General features: G+C 69.1%; 10 protein-coding genes. 3 read left to right on the forward strand and 7 right to left on the reverse strand.

Going from position 1 to position 14,683, the window contains the following annotated elements:
• Nucleotides 1-203 precede the first annotated feature (203 nt).
• The 3 genes from WS70_RS15025 to WS70_RS15040 all read right to left on the reverse strand — a co-directional run bounded on the left by WS70_RS15025 (nucleotide 204) and on the right by WS70_RS15040 (nucleotide 5,248).
• A complete protein-coding gene (locus WS70_RS15025) occupies nucleotides 204-2,048 on the reverse strand; it encodes a S10 family peptidase (RefSeq protein WP_059597628.1) in 1,845 nt (614 codons plus the stop codon).
• Between the two features lie 605 nt (nucleotides 2,049-2,653).
• Nucleotides 2,654-4,753 (reverse strand): D-(-)-3-hydroxybutyrate oligomer hydrolase, encoded by a 2,100-nt coding sequence (locus WS70_RS15035; protein ID WP_059597642.1) that lies wholly within the window; start codon nucleotides 4,751-4,753, stop codon nucleotides 2,654-2,656.
• 117 nt (nucleotides 4,754-4,870) lie between these two features.
• Complete coding sequence (locus WS70_RS15040) at nucleotides 4,871-5,248, reverse strand: BON domain-containing protein (protein WP_059597629.1); 378 nt, start codon at nucleotides 5,246-5,248, stop codon at nucleotides 4,871-4,873.
• 442 nt (nucleotides 5,249-5,690) lie between these two features.
• Here WS70_RS15040 and WS70_RS15050 point away from each other — a divergent pair, with 442 nt between their 5' ends.
• The 3 genes from WS70_RS15050 (at nucleotide 5,691) to WS70_RS15060 (ending at nucleotide 8,875) form a co-directional block, all read left to right on the forward strand.
• Nucleotides 5,691-7,118, forward strand: coding sequence for a TAXI family TRAP transporter solute-binding subunit (locus tag WS70_RS15050; protein ID WP_059597630.1), 1,428 nt, complete (start codon nucleotides 5,691-5,693; stop codon nucleotides 7,116-7,118).
• 97 nt (nucleotides 7,119-7,215) lie between these two features.
• A complete protein-coding gene (locus tag WS70_RS15055; RefSeq protein ID WP_059470404.1) occupies nucleotides 7,216-7,854 on the forward strand; it encodes a 2-hydroxychromene-2-carboxylate isomerase in 639 nt (212 codons plus the stop codon).
• 73 nt (nucleotides 7,855-7,927) lie between these two features.
• A complete protein-coding gene (locus tag WS70_RS15060; protein ID WP_059597631.1) occupies nucleotides 7,928-8,875 on the forward strand; it encodes a LysR family transcriptional regulator in 948 nt (315 codons plus the stop codon).
• Nucleotides 8,876-9,205: 330 nt separating this feature from the next.
• Here the strand turns inward: WS70_RS15060 and WS70_RS15065 are convergent, their stop codons facing one another.
• The 4 genes from WS70_RS15065 to WS70_RS15080 are packed head-to-tail and all read right to left on the reverse strand — an operon-like array spanning nucleotide 9,206 to nucleotide 14,382.
• Nucleotides 9,206-10,276 carry a FecCD family ABC transporter permease gene (locus WS70_RS15065; RefSeq protein WP_059597632.1) on the reverse strand — a complete coding sequence of 357 codons (1,071 nt, stop codon included), beginning with the start codon at nucleotides 10,274-10,276 and terminating at the stop codon, nucleotides 9,206-9,208.
• Nucleotides 10,273-11,280, reverse strand: a complete 1,008-nt coding sequence (locus WS70_RS15070; RefSeq protein ID WP_059597633.1) for an ABC transporter substrate-binding protein — start codon at nucleotides 11,278-11,280, stop codon at nucleotides 10,273-10,275. The genes WS70_RS15065 and WS70_RS15070 overlap by 4 nt, the downstream gene beginning before the upstream one ends.
• Nucleotides 11,274-12,065: an ABC transporter ATP-binding protein gene (locus WS70_RS15075; protein ID WP_059597634.1), complete on the reverse strand. Its 792-nt coding sequence runs from the start codon at nucleotides 12,063-12,065 to the stop codon at nucleotides 11,274-11,276. Before WS70_RS15075 ends, WS70_RS15070 begins: the two co-directional genes overlap by 7 nt.
• A 40-nt stretch (nucleotides 12,066-12,105) precedes the next feature.
• Nucleotides 12,106-14,382, reverse strand: a complete 2,277-nt coding sequence (locus tag WS70_RS15080) for a TonB-dependent receptor (RefSeq protein ID WP_059470409.1) — start codon at nucleotides 14,380-14,382, stop codon at nucleotides 12,106-12,108.
• Between the last annotated feature and the right edge of the window lie 301 nt (nucleotides 14,383-14,683).

Genomic DNA, 14,683 nt, shown 5'->3' on the forward strand with positions numbered 1-14,683 from the left:
TTTCGCGCGCCGCATTCTCCCTCGTCCCCGCCACGCTCCGACGCGGCCCTCCACCCGCCGGGCGACCGCCCTAAAAAAACGCCTCGCGAGCGCATTGCTCCCGCGAGGCGAAGATCGCCGCGAAGCCACCGTTCACGACACCCGGGCCCGCCGCCGCCGAGCGACGATGGCGGGCGGCCCGGCCGGGAACGGCTAGCCCCGCATTACTGCCCCTGCTGTTGCTGCTGCTTCATCTGCAGCGCCTTCTGCTGACGCAGCAGCACGCGTCGCAGCGCCGTGCGATCCGCGAGGATGCCGTCGTAGAACGTGGCGAGATCCGACTTCATCGCGATCCGCGAATGATCGTTCAGATAGATCATGTGGCCGGACGGATAGTTCTTCACGGTCAGGTTCGCCGCCTTGAGCGACGGATCGAGCGGCATCTGCTGCAGCGTGAGCTCGGTCTGGTGGAACGGCGTCACCGCGTCGAAGTAGCCGTTCGCCGACAGCACCTTGAGGTCCGGGTTCAGGCTCATCGTCGCCGCGAGGTCGCCCGCCGTGTACAGCGTATTGCCGCCGCCGCGATTCGCGCCCGTCGGATCCGTGTGGCTGAAGTCCCAGTTGTTGAACACCTGGTCGTTCAGATCGACGAACGACGACGTCGACACGTACTTCAGGTCGTTGTTGATGTAGTCGTTCCACAGCACCGTGTACGCGCCGCCGATGTTGCTGATCGACGGATCGTTGCTGCCCGAGTTCGGCAGGATGTACGGCGCGATGCCCTTGCCCGTGTAGTTCGCGCGTCCGTCGTACTGGCCGATCTGGATGCCCGGTACGAGCGTCAGGAAGAACGTGTACGGCGGGTTGTCGTCCGACGACGGCACGTTGCCGAGCGCGGCCGGATTGCCGAACGTCTGGATCAGCGAGACGGGATCGGTGCCGATGTACGCGCCCATCTGCTGCGCGGCCGCGAGGTTCAGGTTCAGCCGCACGTTGACGAAGCCGCCGTCCTGCGGATTCGGCGCCTGCGCGAGCGGCGTGAGCACGTTGTCCGCGTAGCTGCGCGCCTGCACCATGTACGCGTCGAGATCGGTCGGTTTCGGGCTGACGGTCGTCTTGTTCCAGTAGAACGCATCGGCCGCGAGCGTCGGGAAGATGCCGATCGCGCTCACCGCGTTCGCATAGTCGAGGATCGACGACTGCAGCGTGACCCCGTTGAGCTCGATGCCGTCCTCATGCAGCACCCACGACGTCACTGCGCTGCGGACAGTGCCGTACGACTCGCCGAACAGGAACTTCGGCGAGTTCCAGCGCGCGTACTTCGTCAGGTAGCGCTGGATGAAGCGGTCGATCGAGTGCGCGTCCTGGTCGACGCCCCAGAAGTCCTTGTTCTTCGCCGGTGCGATCGCGGCCGAATAGCCGGTGCCGACCGGGTTGATGAACACGAGGTCCGAGCGGTCGAGGAGGCTCTCCGGGTTGTCGCGCAGCCGATACGGCGCGGGCGGCGTGAAGTTCGGGAACGACGACTGCAGGCGCTTCGGCCCGAACGATCCGAGCAGCAGGTAGACCGACGACGAGCCCGGGCCGCCGTTGTAGAAGAACGTGACGGGGCGCGGCTTCTTCGGATCGGGATTGTCGAGCGTGTACGCGACGTAGAACATCTTCGCATTCGGCTTCGACGTGATCGGGTCGATCGTCACGAGGTGGCCGGCCGTCGCCGTGTAGGTGAGAATCTGGTCGCCGATCTTCACCTGCCGGTGCACGACCGATGCGCCTTCCGTCGCATCCGTCACCGCGTCGTTCGGGCCGGTGCCGTAGACGTCGTTGTCGAGGTACGGCTGATCTGGCGGTAGCGCGGCGTTGCTCGTCGCGTCGGTGGCGGTCGTGGCGTTCGCGGATGTCGCCGTGTTCGCGACGTTCGCGGCCGCGAGCGACGGGCTGCCGCCACCGCCGTCATCGCCGCCGCAAGCGGCGACGAGCAGTGCGGCAAGGGCGGCGGCGACGACCGGCCGTGCCGCCCTGCCCAACCTGAGCGCGAAACCGTCTTTCAAGGACTTCTGTATCTTCATTATTGCCCTCTCGAATAGAACGATAAATTCCGCCGATTGAAACGGATGATTTCATCGACGCCCCGCACTAGGAATGCGACCGTTATGCGACGCGCACTCCGAGCATTTTCGCCATGCGCAGCATTAGCTGCATGGCATTATTTACCCGCTCGAATTTCCGGCTTGACGCACTGGAATCAATTCCAGAATAAAATCGGCGATCGAAATGCCGATCGCGCGGGACGCCCCCTGCGCTCCGAGTAGACAAGACCGCCCCTGCGCGCAGCCAGGTTGCCGCACGCATTATTTTTTCGAAGAAAACAATCCTCACTCGATTTTCGAATAATCATCGACCGGCAATTCCATTCGATTTTTTCGAAAACCAAAAATGATTTTGAAAGGATTATTTAACGAATCAGAAATATATTAGTCGCATGTATTTTTTAAAAATATGAGCAAATACCGGCGCATATTAGAAGCGCCCGACCACAACGTAAAGTAAGAATTTGTTACAGAGAAATCCGGGAATGGCGCCGATGCGGCGAATACGCATCGGCCAATGAAAACGGCCGGCCGCACGTGCGTGCGGGCCGGCCGTCGCGACAGAAAAACGTGCGTCGCGTGCGTCAGAGCGGCACGTCGATCACCCCCGCGTTCACCGTGATCGCATTCGCGCCCGGCGACTGGACGATCGGCGGCAGATTCGCCGTCGTCAGTGCGGGCGCGGCGCCCGGCACGCCGCCGCGCGGCACCGTGCGGATCACCTGCGACGGCGGCAGCGGCGCGCCGTTCTTCAGGTGGTTCCACATCAGGTTGAGCGCCTGCTCGTCGTAGTAGTGAACGGGCACGAAGCGCGTGTCGAAGCCGGGCGCCGGCAGGAACGCATCGAAGTGCTGGCCGTTCGTCACTTCGTAGAACGATAGCTGGCTCGCGCCGCCCTCGATCGCGCTGTTCTGCGCGACGTACGCGCGCGACGCGTGATTGACCGGCACGAGCGCGTCGCTGCGGCCATGCACGATGATCGCTGGCTTGTGCTGCAGGTTCGCGTTCACGCGCACCGCATCGACGTTCGCCGCGATGCCGAGCTGGCTCGCGGTCCATAGCTGGCGCAGGCACAGCGCGCCCGCAAAGCTCGCGTCCGGCGTCGCGAGCCGGTGGTCGACGCCGGACGCGACGCCGTTGAACACGAGATTGATCCCGTTTGTCGGCGGCACCCCGTTGCCCGCGCCGAACAGGTTCGTCATCGGCGACGTGGCGGGCGCGGCGACGGCGCCCGTCGCCGGGTTCGTCGTCGCGAAGCTGAAGTTGCACAGGTTGTCGCTGACGCGCGATCGCGTGTAGGCGTTCGCATACGTGACCGCAATCGCCGGGATTGCCTGCGAATCCCACATCGGCGCCTGCAGCAGGTCGGAATCAGCGAGATACCCGGCCGCGTGCAGCCGCGCGAGCGCGTCGCTCGCCTGGCTCTGCGTGTCCGCGCCCGAGACGAGCCCGGCCGCCGCGAGCGTCGCGCAGCGCTGGACGCGAATCGACTGCGTGACGCTCGTCGGCAGCGCGCTGAGGTACGGCGCGCCCGTCGCGGCCGGCGCCGCCGCCGCGCACGGCTGCAGCAGGTTCGCGAGCGTCGCGTAATCGGCGAGCGGCCGGCCGAACGACGGCACGGGCGCGCCGCCCTGCTCGACCGTCACGCCGGGCGTCAATCGCACATTGATCTGCGGCTCGCCGACGACGACCGCGGTGATCCAGCCGCGCGTATCCTGCTCGGCCGCCGCGAGCGCCGAACCGCCGCCGTTGCTGACCGAGGCGGCGATCGTCGTGATGTCGCCCGGCCGATAGCGAATGCCGTGGCGCGTGCCGTCGACGACGGGGCCGAGCTGCTCGTTCAGCGCCCAATACGCGAACTCGACCGCCTGCAACGTCACACGTCCCCAGTCCTGCTCGGGATTCTGTTGCGAATGCGCGTGCTTGTACGCGTAGCGGTTCGGAAATGCGCTGTTGAACGCGGCGAGCGCGCTGCTCGATTCGCTCGCGGTGAAGAGGCTCGCGCTGCCGGCGCTCGATGCGCTCGCGAGCGTGCCGTCGATCAGCGTGACGAGGCCCGTGCCGATCTCGTGCGCGCCGTTGCCGCCGCCCTTGTCGTTGTACGCGACCGCGCAGCCGCGCTTCAGGCCCCACTCGCCCGCTGCCGCGATCGCGCCGTACACGCCGCGCGAGCCCGACGCCGTCGCCGTCACGATGCACGGATTCGCCGGATCGAAGCTCGCCGGCACCTGCACGAGCAGCGTGACGTTCTTGCGGCCGCTGCCGTCGTCGGAGTACGCGAGATATTCGGTGCCGGGAATCTTGCCTTCGCCGAGCGTGTCGTTGCCGTCGAGATCGACGTTCGGCCCCCAGAAGCGCCCGTAGCCGCCGTTCGCCGTGATGTCGACGAGCGCGCGATAGTTCGAGTAGATCGCAAGACGCCGCAGCTCCGCCGCGGTCGGCTGCGCCGGATTCACGAAGCCGGGCCGCGTGTCGCTGCCCAAGCCCGTCCTGCCGAGTCCCGCCGTCAGCAGATCGTCGCTGACGCCGTCATAAGCCGTCGTGCGCACGCTGCCCGAAACGAAGTCGGGCAGCACGTTCACCTGTGCGTTGTCGTCGCTGTGGCAGGCGCCGAGCAGCACACTGCCGAAGAGCGCGAGCGCCAGCATCGACGCACGCTTCGATCCGCCCCTGATCGTCGTCATCATCGCCCCCAGTCTGCTTGGTTGGTTCGAATCGCTCGATCGTCGAGCTGCGCGCGCCGAGCCGAAGCCCGGCCGGCGCGCGCGGCGGGCGGCGTCGCTGCGCCGCCCCCCATCGCCTCACTGCGGCTGCACGGACAGCTTGTTGTTGACCGACGCGACGCCCGACACGCCCTTCGCGGCGTCGACGGCCTTGTCGATCTGCGACGCGTCCGGCACTGATCCCTCGAGCGTCACGACGCCGCCCTTCGCACGCACAGTGACGTTCGACACGTTCACGCCGTTCACCTTCGAAATCGCCTTGCGCACCGCATAGCCGAGCTTGCGGTTCGACTGGCGCGCGGCCTTCGCGGCGGCCTTCGACGCGCTCGGCGTGGCGGCGGGCGCGTTCGCGCCGGTCGACTCGGTCGCCGCGCCGCTCGCCTGCGCGAATGCGTTGCCGAAGACAAGCGCCGCGACGATCATGCCTCCGACTGCCTTCGATACGATCGATTTCATGCGTTCTCCTGATTCCGGTGGTTTCGACGGGAACCGCGACTGCGGGCGATGCTCGGTCCGAATGCGGACCGCGATGCGTCGTCGCGCGGCGCCGCATGGCGGCTGCGCGAGATGATGCGGGAAAAGCGCCGGCCGGGAATCGAGCCGGATGCGAACCGGCGCGGCGGGCCGGAACCGAACCCACCGCGCGCCGGGCCGCGTCGCCGCGCCGGAAAGACGTGCGGCAGCCGGCGCGCGGCCGTTGCGGCGGATGCAGCCGCGCCGGCCGGCACCCGCGCGCTTGCGTTCGCCAGCTGAACGCAAACGCGCGACGGCCCTGCACAATGTAATCCACAGTCCGCGCACGCGCCAAGTTCTCGTGCTGCGGCGCGGCGCACCGCACTGCCGCAGCGGCGTCGAACTCGGGTACCATCGCCGCGAACAGCCCCCTGCCGTCAGTCTCATGAAGCCAGCCCAACCTCGCCGTCACCGGCCCCATCGCATCGTCGCCCGCTTCGTCGCGGTGTCGTGGCGCGATCTCGCGATGTCGATCGGGCCGACTGTCGTGCTGTCGATCGCCGCGATCTGGCTCGCGATCGCGCTGATCCAGCCCGCGCCGCCGACGTCGCTGACGATCTCGGCAGGTCCGCCCGGCAGCACGAACTGGCGCGCCGCGCAGCGGTACAAGCAGATTCTCGCGAAGAACGGCGTGACGCTCGACGTGCTCGAATCCGAGGGCTCGGCCGAAAACCTCGCGCGGCTGTCGGATCCGGCGCAAAAAGTCGACGTCGGCTTCGTCCAGAGCGGCATCGAGCAAAAGGAGAAGCAGGAGAATCTCGTCTCGCTCGGCAGCGTCGGCTACGTGCCGCTCGCAATCCTCTATCGCGGGCCCAAGATCGAGCGGCTGTCGCAGTTCAAGGGCAAGCGGCTCGCGCTCGGCGCCGAGGGCGCGGGCGCGCACGAACTCGGCCTCGCGCTCCTCAAGATGAACGGCATCGCGCCGGGCGGCGCGACCGAGCTGCTGCCGCTCTCCGGCGAAGACGCGGCGCGCGCGCTCATCGACGGCAAGATCGATGCCGCGTTCCTGTCCGGCGACTCGACGCAGATTCCCGTGATGGCGAAGCTGTTTCGTTCGCCCGGCGTGCATTTCTATTCGTTTACGCAGGCCGAGGCGTACACGCGGCGCTTCGCGTACCTGACCGACATCACGCTGCCGATGGGCGTCTACGATCCGGGCGCGAACCTGCCGCCGTCGGACATCCACACGCTGTCGCCGACCGTCGAGCTGATCGCGCGCGACACGCTGCACCCCGCGCTGTCCGACCTCCTCGTCGAGGCCGCACGCGAAGTGCACGGCCGCGCGACGATCCTGCAGCGCGCGGGCGAATTTCCGTCGCCCGTCACGCACAGCAGCTTCCCGCTGTCCGACGACGCCGCGCGCTACTACAAGTCCGGCAAGACGTTCCTGTACCGGAAGCTGCCGTTCTGGGTCGCGAGCCTCGTCGACCGGCTGCTCTTCATCGCCGTGCCGCTCATCGTCGTGCTGATTCCGGGGCTGCGGCTCGTGCCGTCGCTGTACGGCTGGCGCGTGCGCTCGCGGATCTACCGCTGGTACGGCGCGCTCATCGCGCTCGAGCGCAGCGCGCTCGGCGAGCACACCGCGCAAGAGCGCGTCGTGCTGCTCGACAAGCTCGACGACGTCGAGGAATCGGTCAACCGGATGAAGATGCCGCTCGCCTACGCAGGCCAGTTCTACGTGCTGCGAGAGCACATCGGCTTCGTCCGCGAGCGGCTGCTCGCGCGCGAACACGAGATGTCGTCGCCCGCCGCGGCGAATGCGCAGGCGACGCCGAAACCCGCCGACGCGCCGCCCGCCTCGGGCGGCGCTTGAGCCGAAAATCCGTCGCGGCGGCTGCAATTGCCTGCGCCGCCGCGTAACATTCAATCACGAGGCCGCGCGTCGCGTCCTTTTCCTCAGGAGACACTCCATGACCGTCGGCCTCGACGCCTCCCAGCCGATATGGTTCTACGACTTCCTGTCGCCGTTCTCGTATCTGCTGCTGGAGCAGCACGACAAATGGCCCAGCATCGCGTTCGCGCTCGCGCCAGTGGCGCTCGCCGATCTGCATCGCCACTGGGGCCACCGTCCCGCCTCCGACGTGCCCGCGAAGCGCGTCTTCACTTATCGGCACGCGCTCTTTCGCGCGGAGCAGCTCGGCATCCCGTTCAAGATGCCGCCCGCGCATCCGTTCGATTCGACGCGCCTGCTGCTGCTCGCGATCGCGCTCGACTCGGACGTCCAGGCGATTCACGAGATCTTTCGCTTCGTCTGGCGCGAAGGCCGCGATCCGTCGGCGCCCGACAACTTCGCCGAACTGTGCGGCCGCGTCGGCATCGCACACGACGACGAGCGGCTCACGTCGGACGAAACCGTCTCGCAGCTACGCCGCAACACCGACGATGCGATCACCTTCGGCGTATTCGGCGTGCCGACCTTCTGGCTGAACCACCAGCTCTTCTGGGGCGAGGACGCACTGCCGATGGTGCTTTATTGCGCGCGCACGCCGAGCTGGCTCGAATCGAGCGAAGTGAGGCGAATCAGCGCGCTGCCGTCCGGACTCGCATGACATCGCCCGCCTTTGCGCGCCGCGGGCGCGCGATGCGCCGCGCCCGCGCCTGACGCCGCCTTCCCCGCTGCAGATGCAATCGAATCAAGACAGCACCGCGTCGCTCGACATCCGGCTCGTGCGCGTGCTTCGCACGCTGCTCGTCGAGCGCAGCGTGACGCAAGCGGCGCTGCGCCTGAACCAGACCCAGCCCGCGATCAGCGCCGCGCTGCGCAAGCTGCGCGACGCGCTCGGCGACCCGCTCCTCGTGCGCGGCAAGACGGGCATGGTGCCGACCGAGTACGGCGCATCGCTCCTCGATGCCGCCGAGCGCGCGCTGCGCGACGTCGACTTCGTCGCGACGCCGCACGGGCCGTTCGATCCCGACACCGCGCGCCGCACGTTCCGGATCGCCGCGCCCGATTATCTGAACGACTTCTTCATGCCGACGCTGATCGCGCGCTTTCGCGCGGCGGCGCCGCACGCGCGGCTCGAGATCGATTCGCTCAATCCGTCGCTCGATCACGCGGCCGCGCTCGATTCGGGCGCGCTCGATCTCGTGATCGGCAACTGGCCGAAGCCCGACGCGCGCTTCGTGCGCGCGGACCTGTTCTCGGACACCGTGGTCTGCCTGATGCGGCGCGACCATCCGCTCGCGCGCGCGCCGCTCACGCGCGACGCGTACGCGAACGCCGCGCATCTCGCACCCGCGCCGTACATCGGCGCGCGGCACAACGCGATCGAGCTCGGCCTCGCGCGCGCGGGGATCGCGCGGCACGTCGTCGCGACGCTGCCATACTTCGGGCTCGTGCCGCAGGTGCTACTGCAATCGGACCTGATCTTCACGACGACGCGCCGCTTCGCGATCCATTACGCGCAGTTGCTGCCGCTCGTCGTCGTCGAGGCGCCCGTGCCATTTCCGCGCATCCGCTGCTATCAGCTCCGGCATCCGGCGCCCGATCGGCCAACCGACGTCGATTGGCTGAGCGCGTTGATGACTGACGTGTCGGCGGAGCTGACGATGCGCGGAAGGCGGCGGTAGGCGGTAGGCGGTAGGCAGTAGCGGTCGCGGTCGCGGTTGCCGTTGCCGTTGCGGTTGCCGTTGCCGTTGCCGTTGCCGTTGCGGTTGCGGTTGCGGTTGCGGTTGCGGTTGCGGTTGCGGTTGCGGTTGCGGTTGCCGTTGCGGTTGCCGTTGCCGGCTGCACGCCGCGTTGCATTCGTTCATCGACGCACGCATCGAGCTACTGAAATTCAAACGACCGGCGGCATCACACCGTTGCGATGCGCGGATCGCGCGCACGTGGCGTACACGTCGACGGCCGCATCGCTCACTGTCGATCGCCCCGCCCGAGTCGCCGGCGCGCAGCGCCGCTCAATACCGCCGCATCAGCGCGATGAAGAACGCGCCGCCGAGCGCTGCGGTGACGATCCCGATCGGCAGATCCTCGGGCGCGACGAGCGTGCGCGCGGCGACGTCGGCCCAGACGAGCAGCCCCGCGCCGCTCAGCCCCGCGACGGGCAACAGCCGCCCGTGCTCCGCGCCGACGAGACGCCGGCACAGATGCGGCGTCACGAGCCCGACGAAGCCGATCGCGCCGCTCACCGCGACCATCGCGCCCGTCGCGAACGATGCGATCACGAACACTTCGCGGCGCATCCGCGCGACGGGTACGCCGAGCGAGACCGCGGCGACGTCGCCCGACATCAGCGCGTTCAATTCGCGGCGACGCGCAACCAGCAGCAGCGCCGCGAGCGCCGCGCAGCACGCGGGCGCGCCGAGCAGATCCCAGCGCGCGAGCCCGACGCCGCCCAGCATCCAGAACAGCACCGACGACGCGGCGCGCGGATCGCCGAGATACAGCAGCAGGTTCGCGACCGCCGTCATCGCGAACGACACCGCGACGCCCGCGAGCAGCAATCGATCCGATTCGAGCCGCCCGCGCCGGTACGCAAGCGCGATCACGAGCGCGGTTGCGACGAGCGCGCCCACGAACGCCGCGAACGACAGCGTGAGCGGCCCGAACGCGGCGCCGAAGCCGAGCGTCGCCGCGACCGCGCCGAGCATCGCGCCCGAGCTCACGCCGAGCAGATGCGGATCGGCGAGCCGGTTCGTGGTCGCGGCCTGCAGCGCGACGCCGACCATCGCGAGCGTCGCGCCGACGAGCGCCGCGAGCAGTGCGCGCGGCAGCCGGATCTGCCAGACGATGCTGTCCTCGGCGATCGATGCGCGGTGCAACGCGAGCGCGTCGATGCCCAGCGCGTCGGCGACGTGCGCCGCGACGATCGCGACGACGCGCGCGGGCGCGATCGTCGTCGCGCCGAGCGCGGTCGCGGCGACGACCGAGATCGCGACGAGCGCCGCGAGCGCGGGCAGCACGAGCCGCGCGCGCAGGCGGCGGCCGTTCGCAACGATCGAGGCGTCGCCGATCGTCGCGCCGCTCATCGCGCGGCCTTCGCGAAGGCGTCCGGATGCAGGCTGCGCGCGATCGTCTCGACGGCCGCCGCATTCTCGACGCCGGGCGTCGCCGCATCGTACGGAATCACGATGAAGCGGCGCGCACGGATCGCATCGACCTGCGCGAGCGCGGGCTGGCTCAGCAGGAACTGCTTCTTCTGCTCGGCCGTCACCGCCGAATAATCGACGATCACGATCGCCTGCGGATTGCGCGCGACGACGCTCTCCCAGCCGACCTGCGTCCAGCTGCGCGGCACGTCGTCCATCACGTTGCGGCCGCCCGCCGCCGCGATCAGCGCGTTCGGCATTGCGAGCGCGCCGGCCGTCAGCGGCTTGTCGGTGCCGCTGTCGTAGACGAACACGCGCGGCGGCGTCTTTCCGGCCGTCGCGCGCGCGAGCGTGCGACGCACCGCGTCGATGCGCGCGCGCATCGCGTCGACGACCTGCGCCGCGCGCGCGTCGACGCCGAAGATCCGGCCGAGGTTCGTCAGGTCGAGATAGACGTCGTCGAACGACGCGGGCGGGCGCCGCATCGCGAGCGCACACGATTCTGTCAGCTCGTACGTTCGGATGCCGAAGCGTTCGAGCGACGCGGGCGTGACGGGGCCGCCCGGGTTCATTCCGTAGCCCCAGCCGGCGAAGTAGAAATCAGCTCGCGCATCGACGAGCGCTTCGAGCGACGGATAGTGCGTCGCGAGTTCGGGCACGCCCGCGAGCGCCGCGCGCAGCCGCGCGTTGCCGGTCTTCCAGCCGGCGATGCCGGTGTAGCCCGCCATCCGGCCCGTGAGGCCGAGCGCGACCATCATCTCGGTCAGGTTCACGTCGTTGCTCACCGCGCGCGCGGGCGCGCGCTCGAACGTGACGTCGCGATCGCAACTGCGCACCGTCACCGGATATGCGACGGCATCGTTCATCGCCGCCGTCGCGAGCGACAGCGTGCAGACGACGCGCGCGAGCGTCGCGGCGCACAAGGCGGTTCGTCGTTTCAACATCGTTCGGCATCCTCCGGATAGATCAGCGTGACGCGCGGCCGTCCCGATACCGGGTGCGCGTCGACGATCGCCTCGACGCCGAACACGTCGGCGAGGCGCGCGCGCGTCAGCACGTCGGCGGGTGCGCCGCTCGCGACGATGCGGCCATCGGCCAGCACGTGCAGCCGGTCGCAGTACGCGGCGGCGAGGTTCAGATCATGGATCGTCGCAAGCGTCGTCACGCGCAGCGCGCGCACGCGCGCGAGCAATTCGAGCTGATGGCGCACGTCGAGGTGATTCGTCGGCTCGTCGAGCAGCAGCAGCGCCGGCCGCTGGACGAGCGCACGCGCGAGCAGCGCGCGCTGCTTCTCGCCGCCCGACAGCGACGCGAAGCGCCGCTCGCGCCGCGTCCACAGATCGACGTCGCGCAGCGCGGCCTCGACGATGCGCGCGTCGTCCGCGGTGTCCGCATCGAACAGGCGCTTGTGCGGCGTGCGGCCCATTCGCGCGACTTCTTCGACCGTCAGGCCGAAATCGTCGGGCGCCTCCTGCTGCAGCACCGCGATCCGCTGCGCGCTCCAGCGCGGCGACGCGCGCCACACTTCCCGCGCGTCGAGCGTCACCGCGCCCGCTTGCGGCCGCGCGAAGCGAAACGCACATCGCATCACGCTCGTCTTGCCGCTGCCGTTCGGACCGATGAGGCCCGCGAGCTCGCCCGCGCGCACCGTCAGCGACAGACCGCACAGCACGGCGGGCGCGCCCGCCGGCGACCAGCACAGGTGTTCGATGTCGAGTGTCGCGGACATGGGCGGGCCTTTTCGATGATCGTGCGAATGCGGCGACGCGCTAGAAGCGCAGCGTCGCGACGAGCTCGGCCGAACGCGACGGCCCGAGCAGCCATTGCGCGCCGTCGTTCGACGTCGACGCCGCATACGTGCGGTTCGCGAGATTGCGCGCGTAAAGCGCGATCTCGACGTCGCGCGTCGCCTGCCACGCGAGCGACGCGTCGAACACCGTGTACGACGGCACCGGCACGAGGTTCGCGTCGTCGCCGTAGCGGCGTCCGACGTAGCGCATGCCCGCATGCGCCTGCCAGCCGGGCGCGAATGCCCAGCCGATCCACAGGTTCGCGGTCTGCTGCGGGATGTCGTGCGGCACGTTGCCTGCGCGTTGCTCGACCGCGCTGCCGACGCGCTGGCTGAAGTCGTCGTAGCGCGCGCGCAGCAGCGCCGCGTTCGCATCGATCGTCACGCCGCCGGGCAGCCGCACGCCGCCCGCGAGTTCGATCCCGCGCGACGACTGACGGCCGACCTGCTGCGCGCGCGCCGGATTCAGCGGATCGGTGCTGACGAGGCCGCGCTTGACGATGTCATAGACGGCGAGCGTCCAGTACGCGCGGCCTTCCCACATCTCATGCTTGACGCCCGCTTCCCATTGACGGCCTGTCGCGAGCGTGTAGTCCGCCTGCGCCGACGACAGCGTGACGAGCGAGCCGACGCCCTCTGCGCCCGTCGTGTACTGCGCATAGGCGGTGAAGGCCGACGTGATCTCGTAGACGAGCCCGCTGCGCCAGCCCGTGTGCGCGAAGGTCTTGTCGAACGCGCCGCCCGCGATCAGATCGTCGCGATGAAACGAAAGGTGGTCGTAGCGCAGCCCGCTCACCCACGCGAGCCGCGGCAGCACTTCGAGCCGGTTCTCGACGAACACCGCCGCCTGGCGCGTGCGCGTGCGAAAGCGCGGCGACGTCGGATCGGGGCTCGCGAACGCGCCCGGATCGAAGCCGAACGCATCGACGGTCGACTCGCCGCGATACGGCGCGTTGTTCGCGCCGTCGAACGCGATTTGATTGAACTCGGCGCCGATCACGAGCCGGTTCGCGCGGCCGAACACGCGCGAGTCGATGCGCGCCGCGAGCCGCTCGCCGAACTGCCGCTCGCGATGGAAGATCTCGAGATAGTCGCTGCGCGTCACGGTGTGCGCCGCCGCGTCGAGCGCGTACGATTCCGCGTCGCGCCAGTGGCGGCGCGTCGCGAGATAGTAGAGCTCGCCGTCGAGCGTCACGCCGTTGCCGACGCGATACGTCGCGGCGAGCCGCGTCCACGTATCGTGATAGGCGATCGTCGCGTCGCCGACGTTGTAGTTGCGCTCGCGCAGCGCGGGATCGAGCACGCCGTTCGTCACCGGCACGCCGAAATAGGTCGCCGGTTTCTGGCGGCCGTAGTCGTAATCGAGCGTGATCGAAAGACGCGGATCGACGTCGAGCTTCAGCGCGCCGCCGACGGCCGTCGTGTGCGCGTCGCCGCGGTCGACGAAGCCGCGCATGCGCTCGTCGCTCAGATAGAAGCGATAGGAAAGATGCGGCCCGAGCGCGCCCGTCGTGTCGAACGCGACGCGCTTTTCGCCTTGCGTGCCGATGCCCGCCTGCAGCGTCGTCGACCGCTCGCGGCGCGGACGCTTCGGCACGACGTCGACGACGCCGCCGATCGCCCCTTCGCCATACAGCACCGACGCGGGGCCGCGCAGCACCTCGATGCGCTCCGCCGACCACGTCGAGAACGGAAATGTCACCGTGCCCGCGCCCGGATAGAGGCGCACGCCGTCGACGAGCGTCGTCACCGATTCCTGGCCGGCAAAGCCGCGCACGCTGAGCGCGGTGCCGCCATTGCCGGGCGCCGCTGCCGTGCTGAAGCCCGTCGCGCGCGTGACGGCGTCGACGATCGTGCGGTCGCCGCGCGCGGCGATCTGCTCGGCCGTGATCGCCTCGACGCTCGCGGGCGTGTCCAGGCTCGCGAGCCCGAGGCGCGAGCCGGCCGCGAGCGGCGTGGACAGCGGCGGCGGCGCGTGCGGCGCGTCGCTCGTCACGTGCACGGTCGGCAATTCGCGATGGCTGTCGCGCGCGGGGTCGACGGAATCCGCATCGGCGGCGAGCGCGCCGGACGCCGTCATCGCGCAGGCGAGCGCCGTCACGCAGCGCTCGACGGTCGTACGGCGCTCGGCGGAACGCAGGGAAGCCGCGCGTGCGGCGTCTGCGATGTGTGCGGCGTGCGAAGCGTGCGCGGCGGTCGTTGCGGGCATCCGGCCGAACGCGCGTCGGCGCAGTGGCGCGTGTCGGGTCCGGCTCATCGGCGGATCGCCTCGTCCGTCGCAAATGTCGATGCATTCATCGCGCGCCCCGCCATCGTCGGCGCCCCGCGGCCCCGAATGCGTTCCGCCTGCTTCGCTGTGTTCACTGCTCGTCGACTCCCGCAACCTTGATCGGCATCGCGCGGGCGGCTGGACGTCGTGCAATCGGCAGGGACCGCTATCCCGCCGGCGTCGGCGTCGCGCGCGCGGCTGTGCGCAGGCAAAGCCGCCGCCGCATGAACGCGACGGCTTACGGCTCGCCTACACGAAGGGGACGATGATATAACATATCATCCTATCT

Origin of the sequence: Burkholderia mayonis (assembly GCF_001523745.2) — a bacterium.
Classification (GTDB): Bacteria; Pseudomonadota; Gammaproteobacteria; order Burkholderiales; family Burkholderiaceae; genus Burkholderia; species Burkholderia mayonis.

Excerpts from the sequence above, each read along its gene's own strand:
- WS70_RS15025 (WP_059597628.1), bottom strand. The coding sequence starts at position 2,048 with ATGAAGATACAGAAGTCCTTGAAAGACGGTTTCGCGCTCAGGTTGGGC.
- WS70_RS15050 (WP_059597630.1), top strand. The coding sequence starts at position 5,691 with ATGAAGCCAGCCCAACCTCGCCGTCACCGGCCCCATCGCATCGTCGCC.
- WS70_RS15055 (WP_059470404.1), top strand. The coding sequence starts at position 7,216 with ATGACCGTCGGCCTCGACGCCTCCCAGCCGATATGGTTCTACGACTTC.
- WS70_RS15080 (WP_059470409.1), bottom strand. The coding sequence starts at position 14,382 with ATGAGCCGGACCCGACACGCGCCACTGCGCCGACGCGCGTTCGGCCGG.
- WS70_RS15065 (WP_059597632.1), bottom strand. The coding sequence starts at position 10,276 with ATGAGCGGCGCGACGATCGGCGACGCCTCGATCGTTGCGAACGGCCGC.
- WS70_RS15070 (WP_059597633.1), bottom strand. The coding sequence starts at position 11,280 with ATGTTGAAACGACGAACCGCCTTGTGCGCCGCGACGCTCGCGCGCGTC.
- WS70_RS15040 (WP_059597629.1), bottom strand. The coding sequence starts at position 5,248 with ATGAAATCGATCGTATCGAAGGCAGTCGGAGGCATGATCGTCGCGGCG.
- WS70_RS15035 (WP_059597642.1), bottom strand. The coding sequence starts at position 4,753 with ATGACGACGATCAGGGGCGGATCGAAGCGTGCGTCGATGCTGGCGCTC.
- WS70_RS15075 (WP_059597634.1), bottom strand. The coding sequence starts at position 12,065 with ATGTCCGCGACACTCGACATCGAACACCTGTGCTGGTCGCCGGCGGGC.
- WS70_RS15060 (WP_059597631.1), top strand. The coding sequence starts at position 7,928 with ATGCAATCGAATCAAGACAGCACCGCGTCGCTCGACATCCGGCTCGTG.